The sequence below is a fragment of the Micromonospora sp. NPDC049107 genome, assembly GCF_040648595.1.
GTDB lineage: Bacteria > Actinomycetota > Actinomycetes > Mycobacteriales > Micromonosporaceae > Micromonospora.
The window spans coordinates 181,523-201,070 of record NZ_JBEZEC010000012.1 but is presented as its reverse complement, the minus strand read 5'-3'; the positions used below and the strand labels follow the sequence as shown (position 1 = coordinate 201,070).

General features: G+C 70.7%; 23 protein-coding genes, 1 tRNA gene and 1 pseudogene. 13 read left to right on the top strand and 12 right to left on the bottom strand.

The features are described from left to right. Positions 1-61: 61 nt before the first annotated feature. From AB0B55_RS27485 to AB0B55_RS27475, 3 genes and pseudogenes are all read right to left on the bottom strand, one after another. The gene (locus AB0B55_RS27485) at positions 62-268 is read right to left on the bottom strand and encodes a hypothetical protein (protein ID WP_030333429.1); all 207 of its coding nucleotides are present in this window, start codon (positions 266-268) and stop codon (positions 62-64) included. A gap of 71 nt (positions 269-339) precedes the next feature. Next, positions 340-1,683, bottom strand: a complete 1,344-nt coding sequence (locus AB0B55_RS27480; RefSeq protein WP_357174811.1) for a dipeptidase — start codon at positions 1,681-1,683, stop codon at positions 340-342. Next, positions 1,676-2,367: pseudogene (locus AB0B55_RS27475) on the bottom strand (hypothetical protein); the annotation flags it as partial. The gene AB0B55_RS27480 and the pseudogene AB0B55_RS27475, both read right to left, overlap by 8 nt. Positions 2,368-2,779: 412 nt before the next feature. Between AB0B55_RS27475 and AB0B55_RS27470 the strand changes: the two are divergent. Further along, positions 2,780-3,181 carry a rhodanese-like domain-containing protein gene (locus tag AB0B55_RS27470; RefSeq protein ID WP_355052319.1) on the top strand — a complete coding sequence of 134 codons (402 nt, stop codon included), beginning with the start codon at positions 2,780-2,782 and terminating at the stop codon, positions 3,179-3,181. Positions 3,182-3,348: 167 nt separating this feature from the next. Here AB0B55_RS27470 and AB0B55_RS27465 read toward each other — a convergent pair whose 3' ends face one another. From AB0B55_RS27465 to AB0B55_RS27455, 3 genes are all read right to left on the bottom strand, one after another. Further along, the gene (locus AB0B55_RS27465; RefSeq protein ID WP_357174737.1) at positions 3,349-4,890 is read right to left on the bottom strand and encodes a cobyric acid synthase; all 1,542 of its coding nucleotides are present in this window, start codon (positions 4,888-4,890) and stop codon (positions 3,349-3,351) included. Further along, positions 4,887-6,020 (bottom strand): cobalamin biosynthesis protein, encoded by a 1,134-nt coding sequence (locus AB0B55_RS27460; protein WP_357174734.1) that lies wholly within the window; start codon positions 6,018-6,020, stop codon positions 4,887-4,889. The genes AB0B55_RS27465 and AB0B55_RS27460 overlap by 4 nt, the downstream gene beginning before the upstream one ends. Before the next feature lie 202 nt (positions 6,021-6,222). Continuing rightward, the gene (locus AB0B55_RS27455; protein WP_357174731.1) at positions 6,223-6,939 is read right to left on the bottom strand and encodes a single-stranded DNA-binding protein; all 717 of its coding nucleotides are present in this window, start codon (positions 6,937-6,939) and stop codon (positions 6,223-6,225) included. A 305-nt stretch (positions 6,940-7,244) separates the two neighbouring features. On the opposite strand from AB0B55_RS27455, the gene AB0B55_RS27450 reads away from it, so the two are divergent. Together AB0B55_RS27450 and AB0B55_RS27445 are read left to right on the top strand one after the other, a co-directional pair. Continuing rightward, the gene (locus AB0B55_RS27450) at positions 7,245-7,664 is read left to right on the top strand and encodes an HPF/RaiA family ribosome-associated protein (protein WP_357174729.1); all 420 of its coding nucleotides are present in this window, start codon (positions 7,245-7,247) and stop codon (positions 7,662-7,664) included. 255 nt (positions 7,665-7,919) lie between these two features. Further along, on the top strand, positions 7,920-8,972 hold the full coding sequence (locus AB0B55_RS27445) for an alpha/beta hydrolase (protein WP_357174727.1): 1,053 nt from the start codon (positions 7,920-7,922) through the stop codon (positions 8,970-8,972). A 207-nt stretch (positions 8,973-9,179) separates the two neighbouring features. On the opposite strand, the gene AB0B55_RS27440 is transcribed toward AB0B55_RS27445, so the two are convergent. Continuing rightward, positions 9,180-9,875 (bottom strand): hypothetical protein, encoded by a 696-nt coding sequence (locus tag AB0B55_RS27440; RefSeq protein ID WP_357133638.1) that lies wholly within the window; start codon positions 9,873-9,875, stop codon positions 9,180-9,182. A gap of 157 nt (positions 9,876-10,032) precedes the next feature. On the opposite strand from AB0B55_RS27440, the gene AB0B55_RS27435 reads away from it, so the two are divergent. From AB0B55_RS27435 to AB0B55_RS27425, 3 genes are all read left to right on the top strand, one after another. Beyond that, positions 10,033-10,105 (top strand) — tRNA-Arg (locus AB0B55_RS27435). A 394-nt stretch (positions 10,106-10,499) separates the two neighbouring features. After that, positions 10,500-11,288, top strand: a complete 789-nt coding sequence (locus AB0B55_RS27430; protein ID WP_357133640.1) for a ribosomal protein L7/L12 — start codon at positions 10,500-10,502, stop codon at positions 11,286-11,288. 297 nt (positions 11,289-11,585) lie between these two features. Beyond that, the gene (locus tag AB0B55_RS27425; protein WP_357133695.1) at positions 11,586-11,966 is read left to right on the top strand and encodes a VOC family protein; all 381 of its coding nucleotides are present in this window, start codon (positions 11,586-11,588) and stop codon (positions 11,964-11,966) included. A 34-nt stretch (positions 11,967-12,000) separates the two neighbouring features. Here the strand turns inward: AB0B55_RS27425 and AB0B55_RS27420 are convergent, their stop codons facing one another. Continuing rightward, positions 12,001-12,261: a hypothetical protein gene (locus AB0B55_RS27420; RefSeq protein WP_357133642.1), complete on the bottom strand. Its 261-nt coding sequence runs from the start codon at positions 12,259-12,261 to the stop codon at positions 12,001-12,003. A gap of 29 nt (positions 12,262-12,290) precedes the next feature. Further along, positions 12,291-13,616 carry a hypothetical protein gene (locus tag AB0B55_RS27415; RefSeq protein ID WP_357174724.1) on the bottom strand — a complete coding sequence of 442 codons (1,326 nt, stop codon included), beginning with the start codon at positions 13,614-13,616 and terminating at the stop codon, positions 12,291-12,293. A gap of 325 nt (positions 13,617-13,941) precedes the next feature. Between AB0B55_RS27415 and AB0B55_RS27410 the strand changes: the two genes are divergently transcribed. From AB0B55_RS27410 to AB0B55_RS27400, 3 genes are all read left to right on the top strand, one after another. After that, the gene (locus AB0B55_RS27410; RefSeq protein ID WP_357174721.1) at positions 13,942-14,505 is read left to right on the top strand and encodes a dihydrofolate reductase family protein; all 564 of its coding nucleotides are present in this window, start codon (positions 13,942-13,944) and stop codon (positions 14,503-14,505) included. A 268-nt stretch (positions 14,506-14,773) separates the two neighbouring features. Next, positions 14,774-14,983 (top strand): hypothetical protein, encoded by a 210-nt coding sequence (locus tag AB0B55_RS27405; RefSeq protein WP_357174719.1) that lies wholly within the window; start codon positions 14,774-14,776, stop codon positions 14,981-14,983. Between the two features lie 25 nt (positions 14,984-15,008). Then, complete coding sequence (locus tag AB0B55_RS27400; protein ID WP_357174716.1) at positions 15,009-15,488, top strand: hypothetical protein; 480 nt, start codon at positions 15,009-15,011, stop codon at positions 15,486-15,488. Positions 15,489-15,642: 154 nt separating this feature from the next. Here AB0B55_RS27400 and AB0B55_RS27395 read toward each other — a convergent pair whose 3' ends face one another. Further along, on the bottom strand, positions 15,643-15,876 hold the full coding sequence (locus AB0B55_RS27395) for a GntR family transcriptional regulator (protein WP_357174712.1): 234 nt from the start codon (positions 15,874-15,876) through the stop codon (positions 15,643-15,645). 41 nt (positions 15,877-15,917) lie between these two features. Here AB0B55_RS27395 and AB0B55_RS27390 point away from each other — a divergent pair, with 41 nt between their 5' ends. Next, positions 15,918-16,952 (top strand): NAD-dependent epimerase/dehydratase family protein, encoded by a 1,035-nt coding sequence (locus AB0B55_RS27390; RefSeq protein ID WP_357174709.1) that lies wholly within the window; start codon positions 15,918-15,920, stop codon positions 16,950-16,952. Here the strand turns inward: AB0B55_RS27390 and AB0B55_RS27385 are convergent. Both AB0B55_RS27385 and AB0B55_RS27380 read right to left on the bottom strand, forming a co-directional pair. Continuing rightward, a complete protein-coding gene (locus AB0B55_RS27385; protein ID WP_357133656.1) occupies positions 16,888-17,208 on the bottom strand; it encodes a hypothetical protein in 321 nt (106 codons plus the stop codon). The genes AB0B55_RS27390 and AB0B55_RS27385 overlap by 65 nt on opposite strands. Next, a complete protein-coding gene (locus tag AB0B55_RS27380; protein WP_357133658.1) occupies positions 17,205-17,423 on the bottom strand; it encodes a hypothetical protein in 219 nt (72 codons plus the stop codon). Before AB0B55_RS27380 ends, AB0B55_RS27385 begins: the two co-directional genes overlap by 4 nt. Positions 17,424-17,717: 294 nt before the next feature. Between AB0B55_RS27380 and AB0B55_RS27375 the strand changes: the two genes are divergently transcribed. The 3 genes from AB0B55_RS27375 to AB0B55_RS27365 are packed head-to-tail and all read left to right on the top strand — an operon-like array spanning position 17,718 to position 19,518. Next, on the top strand, positions 17,718-17,948 hold the full coding sequence (locus tag AB0B55_RS27375) for a GntR family transcriptional regulator (protein ID WP_357133660.1): 231 nt from the start codon (positions 17,718-17,720) through the stop codon (positions 17,946-17,948). 47 nt (positions 17,949-17,995) lie between these two features. Next, positions 17,996-18,493, top strand: a complete 498-nt coding sequence (locus AB0B55_RS27370) for a SigE family RNA polymerase sigma factor (protein ID WP_357174706.1) — start codon at positions 17,996-17,998, stop codon at positions 18,491-18,493. Continuing rightward, positions 18,493-19,518 carry a hypothetical protein gene (locus AB0B55_RS27365; RefSeq protein ID WP_357174703.1) on the top strand — a complete coding sequence of 342 codons (1,026 nt, stop codon included), beginning with the start codon at positions 18,493-18,495 and terminating at the stop codon, positions 19,516-19,518. Before AB0B55_RS27370 ends, AB0B55_RS27365 begins: the two co-directional genes overlap by 1 nt. Positions 19,519-19,548: the final 30 nt, after the last annotated feature.

Below are 19,548 nucleotides of genomic sequence, written 5' to 3'. Positions count from 1 at the left end.
GTCGGCGCGGTGCCGCAGCCCGCTGGCCCTGGTTCTCAAGGCACTCAAGGGGCGGCGGGAATCAGGCGGAGACGGGCTCCTCGATGCGCAACCCTCGGGCGCGGACCTCACCGGCCACCCGGGAGAGCACCGAGTCGAGGGCGACCAGGGCGGCGGAGAGCTCACCGAGCTGTTCGTTGAGCGTGTCCTCGGACCACGCGGAGACGTCGACGTCCCCCAGTGCGCTGACGGCGGCCCCCAACCGGGCCATCACCTCGTTCGTACTCATGTTCGAAAGCCTATAACAACCCCATCGACGACACGCCGTAAACACGCAGTTCAGGCGCAAACTTGCCGTTATCACTCCGCCGCAGCGGCCACCTTGCCCAACAGCAGCGCCTCGGCGAGGCAGACCTTGGCGAACTCGCCGAGGTGCAGGCTCTCGTTCGGACCGTGCGCGCGGGCGTGCGGGTCCTCCACGCCGGTCACCAGGATCGCCGCCTGCGGGAACATCTCCTGGAAGGTGGCGATGAACGGGATCGAGCCGCCGACGCCGATGTCCACCGGCTCGGTGCCGTCCCAGGCGGCCTGGAACGCCGAGCGGGCGGCGTCGAACATCGGACCGGACGCGTCGATCACGCACGGGTTGCCGTCGTGCTCGAAGGTGACCGTGACCTGAGCGCCCCACGGCGCGTGCTTCTCCAGGTGGGCGCGCACCGCCGCGTACGCCCGCTTGGGGTCGTCGCCTGGGGCGAGACGGACGCTGAGCTTCGCCTTCGCGGCCGGCACCAGGGCGTTCGGGGCCTCGCCGGTGGCCGGGGCGTCGATGCCGAGCACCGCCAGCGCCGGCTTGGTCCAGAGCCGGTCGGTGAGCCGGCCGGTACCGATGAACTGCACACCCTCGACCAGCCCGGCCTCGGCGCGTACCCGGTCCTCCGGGTAGTCGACGGCGGCGCCCACCCGGCCGACGAGCCCGTCCACCGCCACGTCACCGGCGTCGTCGTGCAGGGTCGCCAGCAGCCGGACCAGCGCGGTCAACGCGTCCGGGATGGCGCCGCCGAACATGCCGCTGTGCACGGCGTGGTCCAGCGTGCGCACCTCGACGAAGCAGTTGACGATGCCGCGCAGCGAGGTGGTCAGCGCCGGTACGCCGATGTCCCAGTTGCCCGAGTCAGCGATCACGATGACGTCCGAGGCGATCTCGTCGCGGTGCTCGACGAGCAGCCGCTCCAACGAGTCGGAGCCGAACTCCTCCTCGCCCTCGATGAACAGCACCACACCGACCGGCAGCGCGTCCCCGTACGCCCGCAGGGCCGCGACGTGCGCCATGATGCCGGCCTTGTCGTCGGCCGCGCCCCGGCCGTACAGGCGGCCGTCGCGCTCCACCGGCTCGAACGGGTCGGACTCCCACAGCGACCGGTCGCCGACCGGCTGCACGTCGTGGTGGGCGTAGAGCAGCACGGTGGGCGCGCCGGGCGGTGCCGCGCGACGGCCGATCACGGCCGGCTGCCCGCCGGAACGCACGATGTCGACGTCCAGGCCGCAGCCGCGCAGCAACTCGGCGACCGCCTCGGCGGAACGCTCGACGTGCGAGTGGTCGAAGCCGTCGAAGGCGATGCCGGGGATACGGACGAGGCGTTCGAGGTCGGCCCGGACGCCGGGCATCTCCCGCTCGACGGCGGCCCGCACCTCGGACTCGGACATGATCGGTGAGGTCATGACCGGCATCGTATGCCGGCCTTACCCAGGCCGGCCGGCCGAGCCCGCACCCGCAGCGGGGACCCGCACGAAGTAGCGCGACGCGTCGAGCGGCAGCGTCGACGCTCCGTCGACCACCAGGTCGGCGTGCGCGGCGGTGTCGTCGGCGCTGAAGTGCGCCCGCTCACCGACATGCCAGCGGCGCAGCTCCGGCAGGATCTCCGCCCCGTCCCGTTCGACCGCGCGGGCCAGCCGCAGCGGCGCGGGCGCGGTCACGAAGACGGCGAGAGTCAGCTCCGGCCGGACGACGGCACGCGCGGCGCTGACCCCCTCCACGATCAGCACCGGCGTCACCGGCACCGGCACCGGGCGGGGCAGGAAGGACCGCCGTACCCAGCTGTACCGCCGGTACGCGCCCGGCTTCCCCTGGCGCAGCCGGGCCAGCACCTCGCCGTCGAGCCGGGGCCAGAAGGTCAACTGGTCGCCCCAGCCGTCGAGCAGGTCGTCGGTGTGCACCACGGGCGGCCGCCCGCCGGGCAGCGCCGCCAGGGCGTCCGCGAGGTGCGCCGCGAACCGGCTCTTGCCCGCGCCGCTCGGCCCGTCGACGGCGACCAGCCGGGTCCGTCCCAACCGCGCCGGGCCCGCGAGCACCCGGCGCGCCACCTCGGCGTACGCCTCGACGACTGCCACCGGTGCCACCTGCGCGGCGGAACCCTCGGTCGGCCCATCGGCGTCGTTTCGGTGTCGAAGGGTGCCGGGCTCACGCAGCGGCGGCCCCGTGCGTCCGAGCGGTCCCCTGGCGAAGAGTCCGTGCACGAGCGCAGTATGCCCCTCCCCTGGTCCGCGCTCGCCAGGCTCGGCGGTCTGGCCGTGATCGACTCGGTTTCACGGATGTCGCTCTCTCCCGCCCGCCACGACACCCCGACCTCACGGAAATCGAGTCGATCATGCCGATCCCGGCCGGGTGACACGTCTGGCTGAGCCTGTTGGGGCGGCCATTCTCACGTCCGGGGGAATTGGGGTGGCGAGGGGTGACGGGCGATCGGTTCGCCGCGCGGGCCGGTAGCCGAGTCGGCATGATTCGGTGGTGCTCCGAGACGTGATGAGCCCCGGCATCGACGCCCTGCTCGAACAGGCCCGCGCCGGGCTGCACCGACTGACTCCACAGCAGACCGTCGAGGCGGTCCGCGGTGGCGCTCTGCTTGTCGACACCCGTACCGACACGCAGCGCCGCGAACAGGGTGACCTCCCGGGGGCGGTCGTCATCGACCGTACGGTGCTGGAGTGGCGGCTCGACCCGGCCAGCGCCTGGCGCATCCCGGAGGCCACCGCGTACGACCGGGAGATCATCGTGGTGTGCCGCCAGGGCTACAGCTCCAGCCTGGCCGCCGCGAGCCTCCAGACCCTCGGGCTGCGCCGGGCCACCGACATGATCGGCGGCGTCGACGCGTGGCTGGCCGCCGGTCTGCCCACCACCGACCGCCCCGCCGACATCCGCCTCTGACCAGCCCGCTATCCCACCTCGCCGATCATGACGTTGTGGTGGCGGACGCAGAGGGCCATCAGCGACATATCAGGCACCACGACTCCATGATCGACGCCGGAGGCGGTGGTCTGTCGCGGGGTGGCGCTGTCGGCGCTGGAGGCGGTGGTCCGTCGTGGGGGTGGTGCTCAGGTGGGCGGGGCGCCGGGCGGGATGAAGGGAAGAGCCTCGGGTGCGCCGGTCTCGATGAGACGCCAGAGGGCGTCGGTGTCGAGGTGCTCCTCGACGAGGTCGCCGAGCAGGTCGAGCGAGCGTTCCCGGGCGGCGGCGAAGCTGGTGGCCGGCGCGACCCGGAAGCCGGTACGCCCGGCCAGCCGCGCCGCCTCGGTGAGGAACCAGCGGCGGAACCCGTCGGACTCGAACGCGCCGTGCCAGTGCGTGCCGTGCACCGCGCCGAGCACCGCTCCCTCGCCCGCGCCGTCGGCCCCGGTCAGCAGCGGGGGCAGGTCCGGGTCGGACTGCGAGACGTACCCGTGGTGGATCTCGTAGCCGCGGACCGTCACGTCGCCGGGGCCGGCGCCCACCGACTGCCGGACGGTCTTGCGGGGATCGAAGGTGATCTCGATGGGCAGCAGACCGAGCCCGGCTACGCTGCCCTGCCGACTCTCGACCGGGTCGTGGATGGCTCGACCGAGCATCTGGAACCCGCCGCAGAGGCCGAGCAGCGGCTTGCCGGCTGCCGCGTGGGCGGCGACCGCGTCGGCGAGGCCGGTCTCGCGTAGCCAGGCCAGGTCCGCGACGGTCGACTTCGAGCCGGGCAGGACGATCACATCGGCGGAGGCCAGTTCGGCCGGCTCGACGGTGAGACGCACGCGGACACCCGGCTCGGTGGCGAGCGCCTCCACGTCGGTGGCGTTGCTGATGCGAGGCAGCCGGACGACGGCCACGTCCAGCCATTCGGTGCCGTGTGGGGCGGCGGGACGGCCGAGTATCCGGCCGTAGGCGAGGGAGTCCTCCGCGTCCAGCCACAGGTCGAGCGACCACGGCAGCACCCCGTACGTGGGACGGCCGGTCACGCGACGCAGCATGTCCAGCCCCGGCTGGAGCAGGCCGAGGTCCCCCCGGAACTTGTTGATCACGAAGCCGGCGACGAGAGCCTGGTCGGCCGGGTCGAGCAGGGCCACCGTGCCGAACATCGACGCGAAGACGCCGCCCCGGTCGATGTCGCCGACCACGATGGCGGGCAGGTTGGCGTGCCGGGCGAGCCCTATGTTGACGTAGTCCCCGGCCCGCAGGTTGATCTCCGCCGGACTGCCCGCGCCCTCGCAGATCACCACGTCGTACGCGGCGCGCAGCTCGGCCAACGCCGCGTACGCGGTCTCGGCGAGGCGGGGTCGCAGCTGCCGGAAGGTGCCGGCGGTGATCGTGTCGACCGCTTCGCCGAGGAGCACCACCTGACTGGCGAGGTCACTGCCCGGCTTGAGCAGCACCGGGTTGAAGCGCAGGTCCGGTGCGAGCCCGCACGCCGCGGCCTGCATGGCCTGGGCGCGGCCGATCTCCCCACCCCGCCCGTCCGGCCCGACCACGACGGCCGAGTTGTTCGACATGTTCTGCGCCTTGAACGGCGCCACTTTCACGCCCCGCCGGTGCAGCCAGCGGCAGATGCCGGCGGTGAGCACGCTCTTGCCGGCGTCCGAGGTGGTGCCGGCGACCAGCAGCCCGCCGCTCATCGCCCGCTCCCCCACCCCGGGACGCCGCCGACCCGACTCGGCTCCGACCGGACGGGCGGCGGGCCGCCTGCCCAGCGGCCCCGCGCTGCCCAGCGGCCCCGCGAAAACGCCTCCCGGCCCAGCACCGGGCCGGTGCCCCGACCCGTCGCGACGCGCAGGCCCCGCCGCGCGACCGCGCCGGCGAGGCGACCGACGGTCAGCGGGTAGGCGGCGGCCAGCCCGAGGGCTGCCAGGCCGACAGCGCCGGAGATGCGCGCGGCCCGCTTGAGGTGCCGCGCCTCGGGACGGGGGCCGTCGCCCAGGAACGGGCGGACCTCGGAGCGTCCGAAGTACCTGTTGCGGCCACCGAGGCGGACGCCGAGCGCGCCGGCCATCGCCGCCTCGCACTGGCCGGCGTTGGGGCTCGGGTGGTCGTTGCGGTCCCGCCGCCACACCCGCCAGGCGCGCTCCCGGTCGCCGTGCGCCACCGGAGCGACGGCGATGGTGAGGAGCCCGGTCAGCCGGGACGGCACGAGGTTGAGCAGGTCGTCCAGCCGGGCGGAGGGGGTGCCGAACCGCGCGTAGCGCTCGGACCGGTGCCCGACCATCGCGTCCAGGGTGTTCGCGGCGCGGTAACCCAGCAAACCGGGCAGGCCGGCGACCGCGCCCCAGAGCAGCGGGGCGACCACCGCGTCGGAGGTGTTCTCCGCGACCGACTCGACGGTGGCGCGGGCCAACTCCGACTCGTCCAGGGTCGACGGGTCCCGCCCGCAGAGGTTGCCGAGGCGTTCCCGCGCGGCGGGCAGGTCGCCGTCGCGCAGCGTCCGACCCATGATCGCGGCCTCGCGCCGCAGGGTACGGCCGCCCAGCACGGTCCAGGTGCCGGCGGCGACGAGGACCGCGCGGCTCACCGGCCGGTGCCGGGTGGCCAGCGCGGCGGCCACCCCGAGCGCCACGGGCCCGCCGACCGCCAATGCCGTGAACACCGCCCCGGCGGTCCGGTCCGGGCGGTGCAGGCGACGCTCCAGAGCGCCGGCCACCTGGCCGAACCCGGCGACCGGGTGCCACCGGCGGGGGTCGCCGAGCAACCGGTCCAGGGCGTAACCGGCCACCAGGCCCACCGCGTTCGCCACCGGTGCTGTCCGTCGCACGCTCACCACCCCCGGCCGGCCAGCCTAGACGAGCACCGCATCAGCCAGCCGCGCCTGCCGTACTCCACCGAAGTCTCCTCCACCCGCTCTGCTCACGCGGGGTGACGACGCGAGCCGCGCCGCCACCCCGCCCCCGTCGTGCCCCCGGCGCGTACGGCGTCGGGACCTCACACGGCCGCGCTGCCGCCCCGGGACCCGACACTCATGCCGGCTGCGGCACCCGGCCTCGGCCCCGCCGGCCCCGACCGGACGACGGGACATCCGGCTGACCCTCGTCGGGTACCGGCCCCAACTCGTCGTCGGGGTCGTCCTCCGGGTCGGCGTCGTCCGCCGCCGCCGCGAGGGTGAGGCCGTCGTCGTCCAGGGCGACGTCGAGCGGGCCGTGGCCCAGGGGGCTGGTACGCGGTGCGGCGTACTCGGGCAGCTCGAAGTCGTCGTCGAGCGGACCGTCGTCGGGCAGCGCCGGGGCCTCCTCGGCGGGTACCGGCTCGGTGGGCTCGCCGTGCACGCGGCTCTCGGTGGCGGCGTCCTCGACGATGCTGGTGGTCATGGTCGGCCGGTTACGCAGGAAGCGGGCGCGTCCCCGGGAGAGGTCGTGGCCGACGGCGACCGCCTCCAGCTCGTAGAGGGTGCGGTGGGTGCCGGCCTCGTCGATCCAGTCGCGGGTGTAGAGCCGACCGCAGACCACCACCGGGTCGCCGACCATCACCGACGCGGCGACGCCCTCGGCGAGCTTGCGCCAGCAGTTGACGCGGACACGCAGCGAATTCCCGTCGACCCAACGGCCGCTGTCGCGGTCGAGGCGGCGTGCGGTGGAGGCGACCTTGAAATTGGCCACCAGCGTGTTGCTCTCCTTGGTCCGGCGCCACTCGGGCGCCGTCAGAATATTGCCGACAATCGTGACGTACGTGTCGAACATCGTCCCTCCAGGGGATCGGGGGTGTGCCAGCGCGAGTCGACTCGGCATCGAGCCTGTGCGATGTCGACGGCCACCGCCAGCGCCGCCACCCGGACCTGTGGACAACGGGCCACCTGTGGACAACGCCCTGATCAAGCCCCTGCTGTGGTACGGCCGACCCACCCGAACGGCCAAGGGCGGTTCCGGAGCCGACCGAACTGGGTATGGATTTGATCAACGCACCACCGACAAGCTCCACGTCGACGAGAGGTCAGCACCATGACGATCACTACCTTCGGCTCCGCGACCGTTTCCGAGGTGCAGCGATGAGCGCCGTGGCGAACCCGGCGACCGTGGGCGAGTGCCTGCGGGTCGGCGCGGGGTTCTCGCAGGGCGACCGCAACTGGATCGCCGAGCAGTTCGCCACCCTCGACGCCCGGCTGGCCGGTTTCCACGCCGACGCCACCGAGCTGGAGGTGTCGGTGAAGGACCGGGAGGCGCGGGGTCAGAAGGTCACGCTGGAGTGCTGGATCGCCGGCCGGCAGAAGATCGTCACCACCTCCACCGAGGAGGACCTGCACGCCGCCCTCAACGACGTCCGCGACGACCTGCGTCGCAAGCTCAACGACGCCAAGACCAAGCAGGAGCCGCGCAACAACAAGCACCTGCGCGACATCCCGCAGCCCCAGGGCGAGATCGACCCGATCGACGAGGACCCGGCCCGCGCCGACGCGGAAACGGTCTGACCCACGACCCGCCCGCCGCGCCCGCCCCCGCCCCGCCCGCGATCTTGCACTTTCGGACGCCGATATGCGGCTTTCCGGTGGTTATGCCGCAACAGAAAGTGCAAGATCGCGGGCCGGCGCGGGCGAGGGCCGGCGCGGGCGAGGGCCGGCGCGGGCGAGGGCCGGCGCGGGCGAGTAGGCCGGGCAGGGCGAGAGCGCGAGGCGGGGCGGGGCGGGGCTACCGCTGGGTAGGCAGGGCGGCGTAGCGTCGCGGTTGTGGAACCGGACGTGTTGGGGCTGCCCTACGAGCGGCGGACGATCGACCTGGGCGCCGACGACGAAGGTCCCGTTGTCGCGACCCTGGTCCGGCGGCGGGCCGAGCGGCCCACCGGGCGGGCGGTGCTCTACGTGCACGGGTTCGTCGACTACTTCTTCCAGACCCACCTGGCCGACTTCTTCGCCGAGCGTGGTTGGGACTTCTACGCGCTCGACCTGCGCAAGTACGGTCGTAGTCTGCTCGCGCACCAGACGCCGAACTTCTGCCGCGACATCAGCGACTACTTTCCCGAGCTGGACGCCGCCGCCGACATCATCCGCGGCGAGGACGAGCACGACACCCTGCTGGTGATGGGCCACTCCACCGGCGGCCTGATCATCTCGCTCTGGGCCGACGCCCGCCGCGACGCCGGCATCGTCGACGGCCTGGTCCTGAACAGCCCTTTCTTCGACCTCAACGCTCCCTGGGTGGTCCGTCGACCCCTCGCGGCCGCCGTCGCCCGGCTGGGCCGCAGGGCGCCGCACCGCGTGCTGCCGCTGGGCCTGGGCACGGTGTACGGCGAGAGCCTGCACGCCGACCACCGCGGCGAGTGGACCTATGACCTGGCCTGGAAGCCGCTGGCCGGGTTCCCGGTGCGGGCCGGCTGGCTGAACGCGATCCGCACCGGCCAGCGTCGGCTGCGCGCCGGCCTGGACATCCCGGTGCCGGTGCTGCTGGCCTGCTCGACCCGCTCCTTCCGGGGCAAGAAGTGGCACGACAACGCCACCCTGGCCGACGCGGTGCTGGACGTCGGGCACATGGTGAAGTACGCGCCCCGCCTCGGCCAGCACGTGACCCTGGCCTGCTTCGACGGCGGGTTGCACGACCTCACGCTCTCCGGCCCGGTCGTACGGGCGAAGGTCTTCGACGAGGTCGGTCGCTGGGCCGAGGCGTTCCTGGCCGCCGGCCCCACCGCCCCGGCCGACGACGATGCCGACACCGACGCGCCCACGCTGCCGCAGAGCCGCCGCCCGTCGACCGACACCGCCGAGGCAACAGCGGTCGGCGACTGATCCGACCCAGCTCGGACGACCGCCCGCGCCCAAGCTGTGGTCAGCGACCTGTCCGCCGGCCCGAACGAGCTGACCGCCCCGGGGCGACGGCGCTCAGCGACCGAGCAGCCTCGGAAACGTCGGCGCGCTCGTGCGACTGACCGGTCCCGCTCGGCGGGCCAGCAGCGTCGAAGGAAGGTGGGCGGTGACTGAGCGGTCGAGCCGGGTTCAGGCGTCGCCGCGCGCGGCCGAGAGGACCGCGCCGATCCGGTCGAAGGTCGCCACCGGGTGCCCGCCGACGCCGGGCAGCACCAGGCCGAGGCAGTACAGCGACACGTCGCCCGTGGCGTCGGCCTGCACGACGAAGACGGGCGCACCCACGTACCCCGGTGGTAGTTCCGTGGTGATCCGCACGTCGTCCCCGTCGCGGACCACGCGCTCGATCGCCACCTCCAGGGGGCGGGAGCCGTCTTCGCGTACCCCATGGGCCAGCACGAAAGCGGAACTGGCGTCGGCGCCGAGGTCGGCGACGGCCTCGGGCCCGGCGGCGATCTCCGCCGGTACCGGCTGCACGCGCCACCGCCAGCCGCCGTCGCCGGCGTAGCGGTGCAGGCCAGCGGTCGGCAGTACCGCGACCCCGTCACCCGGAAAGCTGGACCAACCGGGCACGATCTCGCCCTGGGCGACAGCGTCCGGCGCGACGCCCGCCGGCTCGGTGACGCTCGTCCGCAGGCCCAGCTCACCGCCGGCCGCGCCGACGAGGTCGGCCGCCGTCAGCAGCGCCTCCCCCACCGGGTCGTCGCCGCCCTGAAAGAAGAAGGCGGTGCCGTAGGCGTCGGCCGCCCGGTAGGGCAGGATCGCCCGACCGACGACCTGGCACAGCTCATAGGCGACGCTGCTCTCGGCGTCGGGGTCCAGCAACACCAGCCGAGGGTACGGGGAGACGACCGGCCTCCTCGCGGGAACCCGGATGCCGACCGGAGCCGCCTCGTGAGACTCTGCACGGCAACGTGGAGGCGGCACCCATCGACCCGACACGCGGTGGGTCGGCGGTACCCTTCTGGCGCGACTTCCACGCCGCGCGCCCGTAGCTCAGCGGATAGAGCAGGGGACTTCTAATCCCAAGGCCGCAGGTTCGAATCCTGCCGGGCGCACAGGTAGTTCCGGCCATGCCGGACGCTGGCGCGGTGGTCACGTCATCCGCGTTGGCCCCAACGACCGAGGCGACCGCTCCGTCTTCTGGGTAGCACACCGCGACGCGTGACACCCGAGAAACGCATCTACACATCTCCGCGCGACGGGCAACTAGCAGGGAAAAAGGTGGCGGAGGCCAGGCCATCAGGAGCCATCGTTCTCCGCATCTTCGGAAGTCTTCACCAAGCTCACTGCCTGCCTGTGGAGATACCGAGATGGTTCAGCCCCTGCCCGATGGTTGGGTGCGTCGTCAACCGTTCGACCAATCCGAAGGGTGTTGCTCAGTAGCGCCAGGCCGACTATCGTTACTCGGCAATATTTGCCGGAGCGCCCAACGCATTCCTGAGGATACTGATGGAAGTTTTTATTAGCTGGTCGGGGTCGAGAAGCAATCAGTTGGCCCGGTCTCTTCGTGATTGGCTGCCGGAAGTTATCCAGCAGGTGACCCCGTGGATGTCCACTGAAGACATAGCCAAAGGCCAACGCTGGCTAGCCGAAGTTGGCGCGAGGTTGCAAAAGGGAAGCCAGGGAATAATCTGCGTTACCGCCGAGAACGTCAGCTCTCCATGGCTCAACTTCGAGGCGGGCGCTCTGGCCAAATCTCTCACCGAAGCTCGGGTCCGCCCAGTGCTTCTCAACGTCAAACCAGCCGATGTCACTGGGCCTATCGCCCAGTTTCAGGCCACCATGGCCACCGATAGCGAAGATATGCTAAGGCTTGTCTCGTCCATAAACGAGACATGCTCCGCACCGCTCAGCACCACTCGGCTTCAGAAGGCGTTCGATCGCAGCTGGGCCGATTTCTCGAATGCTGTAGGCGCAATATCCAAGAGCCCGGAGTCGCAGGTCGCCCCGGAGGTGCGCGACACTGGTGACGTGCTGCGAGAAGTTCTTGAAGGAGTGCGGGAACTACTGAGAGTTCGCCCGCAGGACGGCTATTCGGTCGTTCTGATGAGCTACGGAAAGAACGGGATCATTCAGGCAATCAAAGCAGTTCGCCAGACGACCGGAATCGGCCTCAAAGAGGCCAAAGACTTGGTTGAGTCAGCTCCGGCGACTGTTCTACAGAACATCAGCCGCGAAGAGGCAGGACGTGTGGCGGCCATTCTAGAAGCCGAAGGCTGCACAGTTGACATCCGGTGATTCATCCGTCGTCCAGGCGCGCCCGCCCCCACCGGAAGAGGTGTTTCCCGGCCGCCAGGCGGGACGATCGATGTCGGGGTTGCTCCAGGGGCCCGGATCCGCGCCTACGTCGATGCCGTCGCAGAACGCTGCACGATCCCCTTCAACCGGGCCGACGAGGTATCAGCGGCAGCAGCGCAACTAGCGGCCGATCATGGGCTCGTCTGCTACGACCCGCAACGGGAACACCTGCGCCCCACTGCCGCTCACCAAACCTGACCCTGCGCCTGGGTCCGCTGATAGCGTCGCCGCGTGTCGATGTTCCGAACTCCTCAGGTGATTCTCTTCAGCGAGGACGTCCCTCGCGCCGCCGAGTTCTACGGCGGTCTCGGCTTCACCGAGACCTTCCGGGTGCCGACCGAGGGCGAGCCGATCCACATCGACCTGACGCTCGACGGCTACAAGATCGGTATCGCCTCGGTCGCCTCCACGCGCGAGGACCACGGACTCGATCCCGTGCCGCAGGGTCAGCGGGCGGCGGTGATCCTCTGGACCGACGACACCGCCGGCGCGTACGCGGCCCTCACGGCGAACGGCGCCCCCGCCCTGGCCGCACCGCACCGCTGGCTCGACCGCCTGCTGATCGCGTGGACGGCCGACCCGGACGGCAACCCGATCCAGATCGTCCAGCAGCTCTGACGACTCGATTCGTCTGCGGCGCAGGCCGTAGCGGCTACTCGTAGAAGCAGCCGGCGCGCAGGGCGTCCGCGAGGAGTTGCCAGGTCGGTTGCGCCGGGAGAGGTTGACCGGCACGCCTCTGCAGGCGGCTTCGGTCCTGTAGGAACGCCGCGCACGCCTCCAGGTAGCGGTCTGTGGTCATGTTCTCGACCGCGTCTGGATCGCGAGCGACATCATCAGCTAGCCACCGCAGCCAGGTGACCAGGTCGTCCAGGCTGTCGACCCGCTTCAGCGGGCGGTTGTCGTCCTCGGTCATTGCCGCCTCACCAGATGCATCGGACGGCCTTACGTGATCGTGAAGAGCTGCTTGAGCCGGGCCTGGATCAGCGGTAGACCGGCGGTGGAGACGTCGTAGTGGCCCGCCCCTTCCAGGACGGCGAGGTTGACGTCGTTGTCGTTGATCAGCATCTTGTTGACGACGTTCCAGGTGACCGTGGCGGGGCTGGTGATGTCGTCGGTCCCGTACAGCCAAAGGATCGAGCCCGGCAGCGTCGCGTTCTCCAACCTGCCCTGGTTCTCCGCGTAGAACCGCCTGTTCTCGGGCAACGAGTTCGGTGTGTCGCCACGGATGCCGGGATAGGTGGTCAGCCGGTTCGCCGGGGACGCGGCCAGGTAGTTCTGGATGTCCTGCTTGACCAGGCGGTTGAGGTCGTCCAGGCAGGTGCGCCAGTTCTCGCGGTAGAACTTCAGCATGTTCGGGCCGTAGATGACGGTCGGGTCGATGTCGTAGCCGGCGTAGCGTTCGGTCCTGGTGAAGTAGATCGTTTCCGCGTTGGCGAAGACGAGCTGTTCGATCTGGTGTTCCGTCGGCGGGAGACCGGAGCGCGCGGCCCGCTCGATGTCGTTCCACAGGACCCGGTTCATGGCGGGCACGTCCGGTACCGGGGCGAGGGTGATGGTGCCGCGGTACTCCAGGTCGGGATCCGCCATGGCGGCCCGGTCGGAGTAGTACGCCGCGGCCAGGGCGGCGAAGCCGCCTTCCGACCATCCGGCCGGCACCCACTGACCCGACAGCCGGTCGCCGAGGAGTCGCTGCGCGGCCACCGCCGCGTAGACCATCGAATTTCCCTCGCTGGCCAGGTTGTAGTAGCCGTGCCCCTCCGGAACACCGTCGGCCACCGGGCCGAGTCCTTCGTAGTCCGGGGCGACCACGGCGATGTTCATTTTCAGGATGGCCGCCAACAGGGCGGCGTTCGGTCCGTCGGCCCACTTGCCGTGCTCCTGGAGTTGCACGCTGGGTGCGCACTCCGGGGCCCACCCGACGGTGCCGTGCCCCCAGACCACGAGTGGCCACCCGCCGGCCGGGGGTGCCTGCGTGGGCAGGAACAGCATCGCGGTGGCGTTGATCTGGTCTCCCCGAATGCCGGGCATGCGGTAGACGATGAGTTCGCCGTCGGCCACGTCGGCGATCACCGAGGGGACGTTGCGCAGGGGTGTGGGGGCACCGACCACGTCCCCGTCGGAGGCCACCTCGACGGTGCTGGTCGGACCGCCGTCGGCACCCCACGCCGGCGTGGCGGCGTTCAGCAGCCCGGCCAGCAGAAGCACCACCGCGACCCCGGGCCGGAAGCGGCCCCGGCGGGCGCGTTGTGCGATGGGGTAGCTGATCATCGTGCCCCCGTCGTGGTGAGAGAGCGGTGCCGTCGGGCGTGACGGGGACCCGGATCGGAGCGCCAGGTCGGCGTGGCAGACCGCGCGATCTCGCCAGCACGCCTTCGTACCTTTTCAGGTGTCTTTCCCACCCGTGGCAGGAAGCGAGGATCCTCCGGATCCGGTGCCTACCGAATGAGAATAAGCAGGTGCGGGCGGTGGGGCGGGGGTTTTCCTGGGCTGGCCCCGAGCGTCATGACGAATCGACCCCCGGCGTGGCCGCACCGACGAATCTCGCGCGATGTGCTGGTCTGTAGGCGATAGCGGCTTACGGAAGACTGGCACGATGCGGAAACTGACCTTCGGTATGAGCGTGAGCCTGGACGGCTACGTCGCCGCGCCCGGTGACGACCTCGGGTGGGGTGTGCCGAGCGACGAGCTGTTCCAGTTCTGGTCCGACCGGGTGGCGGCGACCGGCACGGCGCTGTACGGGCGCAGACTGTGGGAGGCGATGAGTTCCCACTGGCCGACCGCCGACCAGCAGCCGGGTGCCACACCGGCATCGATCGAGTTCTCCGGCCGCTGGCGGGACATGCCGAAAGTGGTCTTCTCCTCGACGATCGACACGGTCGACTGGAACGCCCGCCTGCACACCGGCGACGCGGTCGCTGAGATCACCCGACTCAAGGACGGGGACGGCGGTCCGCTGGACATCGCCGGCGCCACTCTCGCGGCGACGGCGATGCGAGAGGGGCTGATCGACGAGTACGTGCTGGTCACCCACCCGGTCCTGATCGGCGGCGGCAAACCGTTCTTCACCGCCATCGACAAGTGGGTGAACCTGAGCCTGGTGGAGACCCGGACGTTCCCTGGCGGCGTGCTCCTGACCAGGTACGAGGTCAAACGCTGAACACAGCTCCCGGCCCAGATTGGCGGCCGACGTCCAGGATCTACTCGTCGCGCCCTGTTGAGGACGTGTGATCCTCCTGGAATGGAGGTCTGGGATCACGATGGCAAGCTGTACGAGGTCAACTCCTACTACAGCCTGCCCGACCACGCGTGGCAGTACGAGCTGGTTGGACTGACCGGAGCACCCCGGGACCGGCCCGTACATCACCGTCACGATTCCCGACGCGACGCCGGACGGCAGGCCGTTCACACCACGTCCGGCGAGCGACGTGACGTTCATTGCCGATGGCGGCGACGTCCCCTGGCCCATCCTGCGCCGCTTCGTCGAACTGGTGGAGTCGTCTGGCGACATCGTCCGAGGCCCGGCAGACAGTCCATCGCCGATCACCGAGCCTTCGCAAGATCGCGTTCACCCACCAACCGGTCAGGAAAGTGACGCAGGCCGTGTGTACGTTTTGCCGGTCGCCCAGCAGTGGTGACATGACAGCCGATCGGGAGGTCTCTGTGGGTGTTCTGTACGACTACTTCCGCGCTCGTGACGACGAAGCTGTCGTGAAGCTGATGGCCTCCACCGACGGCGGCCCGGTGGTGCGCGACGAAGGTTCTGCCGTCGAGGATGCCGTGGACGGCAAAGGGATCGATCCGGCCGTCGTCCTCGGCCAGGTCGTCTCGTTCGCCCTCGACGTGCCCTGGAAGGCCGACCTTGTCGGAGAACGACTTGTCTGGCCGGAGGGCGCCGGTGAGGACCGTGAGTACGAAGGGCCGTGGGTCGTCGTACTGAGCGATCGCACCCGCGACGTGCTTGCTGAGATCCCCGACGACCGCCTGCCGGGCCTGGCCGAGCAGTGGTCACACATCGAGGAGTTGTCCCGCTACAGCGACGTGCGGCCGGAGGTCATGCTGTCTCGCTTGCGAGAGTTCGTTGGACTGGCCCGCCGAGCGCGCACGAACGAGGAAAGCATCTACTGCTGGATCTGCCTCTAGTCGCCTGCACCCAGGGCGGCCGGTATCCGGAGATCCGCTTCGTGGTCCGTCGCTACCACACGAGCACGAGTCGGACGATCAGCTGTTAGCCCGCTTTAGCCAGCGGAGACCGCAGCCGACTCACCTCGTCGGACACCACCGCGCCAGGTGCGGGTCAGCCTTGCTCGGCGACGAAGGTGCCTCGCGCGTGCACCGTGACGACCAGGCCGCGCTCACGCAGCTCGCGCATCGCCATCCGGACGGTTCCGCGCGCCACGCCGTACGTCTGCTGCAAGTGAAGTTCGCTCGGCAAGGGCTGTCCAGGTCGGAGCTTGCCCTCCTCGATCTGCTTGGCGAGCAGGTCAGCCAACTGCCGGTAGAGCGGCATGTTGCTGAGCGGGCTCGTCATGGGCGGCAGCCTAGACCCGCCCAGTCGGAAAAGATGGACCCATGCGATTGCTGGTGCTCGGCGGGACCTGGTTCGTGGGGCATGCCGTCGTTACGGCTGCCATCGGTGCCGGCTGGGAGGTGACGACTTTCAATCGCGGCACGTCAGATCCCTTTCTGGAAGCCGTAAGGAACATCCGAGGCGACCGGACCCGGACTGAGGACGTCGCCGCTCTGGCGTCGGCCGGGCCATGGGATGCCGTTGTCGACACCTCGGGCTACGTGCCGAGGAATGTTCTCGACGTCGCTCGCGCGCTCGCGCCTGTCGCCGATCGCTACGTCTTCGTGTCGACACTCAGCGTCTACCGGGACTGGCCGGTCAAGCCGCTGGGCGAGCGAGCCGAGCTGCTCAGCTGCCCGCCGGACGCCGGCCCGGAGTACGGCACCGACACCGAGGACGGACCGAGTCGCTACGGCTACCAGAAGGCCGGCTGTGAGGCAGCGGCACTCGTCGCGTTCGGAGCGGACCGAACCACAATCTTGCGCGCCGGTGTCGTACTCGGCCCGCGCGAGTACATCGGTCGCCTGCCGTGGTGGCTACGCCGTGTGGCCGCTGGTGGCCAGGTATTGGCACCAGGCGCACCCGACCGGGCGATCCAGCCGATCGACGTACGAGACCTGGCGGCCTTCGCACTACGCGCCATCACCGACGACGTGGCCGGCTCGTTCAACGTCTGCGCTCCGGTGGCCAGCGCGACCTTCGGGGACCTACTCGCGCACTGCGCCCACTCGACGCGGGCCGATGTCTCCTTTACCTGGCTGCCCGACGAATTTCTGCTCGCCCAGGGTGTCCGGCAGTGGTCCGAGCTGCCGCTCTGGCGCACCTTCGACGGCGTGTGGAACGTCGACACCGCTGCCGCACAGACCGCCGGCCTCCGCACCCGACCTCTCGAATTGACCGTGCGGGACACCTGGCGGTGGTTGGTCGACAGCGAGGACACCGGCAACCACGAGCGGGCCGCCGAAATCGGGATCAGCCGAGAGAAGGAAGCACAGGTGTTGGCCGCCTGGCACCGCTCACACGACCGGTCGAGCTGACGGCCGAGCGCTCGCACCGCGCGGAAGATGACGACGGGCTACAAGCCTTGATGCCAGTGCTGCGCACGTAGACCTCCCGCTTGTCGGTGGCCGTGCCCTTCGCGTCGAGGACGTAGCCGGTCAACCACACCCACCCGTGGTATGCGTCGACCGCGCCGATCGACACGAGCCGTACGCGGAGCACGCGGTCTCCGCTGAACTGCACCGAACACGCCGCACCGATCAGCACGACATCACCCGCCTTGAACGCGGTCACGGCACCCACCCGAGGAAGCGGAGCCGAAGGGCCTCCGGTGGCGCCCAGCTCATGTCCTGGCGGGCAGAGGCGAAGCACATGCCCAGGTAGAGCTTCAGCGCGCACGAAGCTTCCGCGTACTCGCCCCGCAGTTCCTCTCGTCGCGCGACGCACGGCCAGGGCCGGTCGCACGTCTCGCAGAGCCAGAGCGGCAGGGTCGGCCCGTGCCGCGTCATTGGTCCTCGCCCGGCCAGAGGCCCCGATTGATGGGGATGCGGTGGCGAGAGTGGCAGGGCAGCTCCACACCACAGCGGCACACGTAACGCCAACGTTCCCAACTCCAGGCCGGACGGTGACGGCGGGCGAGCGTCAGTGCCGTCGACAGCAGATAGTCATCGAAATTGACCCTTCGCATCCGGCCTCCTACCGACTGTCAACCTCTCTGCCGTCACCGCAGCGCTGTACGTATGTGTACGTGCATAGACGTACTGGAGGTCTAGACGTCCATGGACGTGCCCTAAGTTGCGTTCATGATCGATCCGCTGTCTCCGACGCCGATGTACGTGCAGCTCGCAGACGTGATCGCCAAACGGATCGAGACCGGCGAGCTGCCACCGAAGCGACCGATCCCCAGCGAGTCCACGCTTCAGCAGGAGTACGGCGTCGCCCGCGGCACGGTCCGGGCGGCAGTGCGCCTGCTGCGCGAGCGCGGACTGGTCATGACCGTGCCGCAGCGCGGGACCTACGTGAGCGACAAGTAGTCGGAACGGGTGTCTACGGGCGACCCGGCCCGCGGCGTTAATAGGGCGTGACGTTCGAGGAATACGCGTTCGCCCGCACCTCGGCGCTGGTGCGGCTCGCGCGGCTGCTGACCGGCGACGAGCATCGGGCCGAGGACCTGGTTCAGGATGTCCTGGCCCGGGCGTACGCCCGCTGGGGGCGTATCTCGCGGACGGATCAGCCGGATGCCTACGTCCGGCGCATGCTCGTCAACGCCCACCACTCGTGGTGGCGTCGTCGTAGCAGCCGGGAGGTCACCGTCGCCGCCGTACTCGATCGGGCGGGTGACGTGGACGAGGCCGCCGGCGTCGCCGAGCGCGACGCGCTGTGGCGGCTCGTGTCCGACCTGCCGGCGCGTCAGCGCACCGTGATCGTCCTGCGCTACTACGAGGATCTCGACGACACGACGATCGCCGGGATCCTCGCCTGCTCGACCGGCACGGTACGCACCCACGCGAAGCGCGCCCTGACGACGCTGCGCAGACGGCAGGAAGCACCAACCCCCGCACGGGCAGGAGACCTCTGATGGTCAGCGACCTCGATCGGCGGCTCGCCGCCACGCTCGCGCATCGCGCCGGTGGCGACATCGATCCGACGCCCATCGTCGAGCACGCCCGCCAGAACGGCCGTCGTCTGCGGCGACGTCGCCGTGGGCTGCTCGCCGCGAGCGCGGCGGCGGCGTGTGTGGCCCTCGCCGCGGTGGGCCTGACCATCCCCAGCGCCGACGACCCGATACCGCCAGCCACAACGCTCCTGCTGCCGGAGGCAACCGTGCAGAACGGGCTGGCCGTCGGCGCCGACCCCACCACCGTGCACTTCTCGGCGGACGCGCTGGTCGGTGGTGCCGAATACGCGACGTGGCGGGCGGGGCGCGGCTCCGAGAGCGTCGAGTTCCGGGGCCCGGACGGCGCGGCGCGTGTCGCGCTGGCGCGCAGCGTCGCGGCGCTGGACGCGTTGCCGCAGACCCTGTCCTCGTCCGGCCGGCCGCAGCCCCGGACCGACGTACGGGTCGGCGACCGGCCAGGGGTCGCCTGGTTCGATCCGTCCGGCGACCAGAAGCTGTGGTTCGTCCGCTGGCAGCCCGCCGACGGGCTCTGGGCGCAGTTGGACACGTACGCGCCCACCAGCGACGAGGCCATCGCCACGGCGGGCCGGGTGCGGTTCGACGGTGCCCGCCGCTGTGTGGTGCCGTTCCGCCTGGAGTCGCTGCCGGCCGGCGCACGGCTGCTCGAATGCTCGGTCACCCTCGGCCGGTCGGAGAAGGCCGCCTTCGTCGAGGGTTCGCTCGTCGTCGGCGACGACGCCGGCCGCTGGCTGACGGTCCGGGCGCAGCCCGCTCCGGGCCAGCAGGTCAGGTCCGCCGACCTCGTCGCGGGCCCGTACCGGGCCCGTCGCCAGGGCAGCGACGTCCTGGAGATGACCGTCGAACCCTGCTTCGTCGAGGCGTTCCGCAAGGGCTGGGGAAACGGTTACACCGAGGCGGACGGCCTGGCGATCCTCGGCGGGTACCGGCCGACTGGCGACCTGGCCCGCCCCGACACCTGGCGGTAAGGCCAACCAGGCCGCACCGGAAGACGGTGC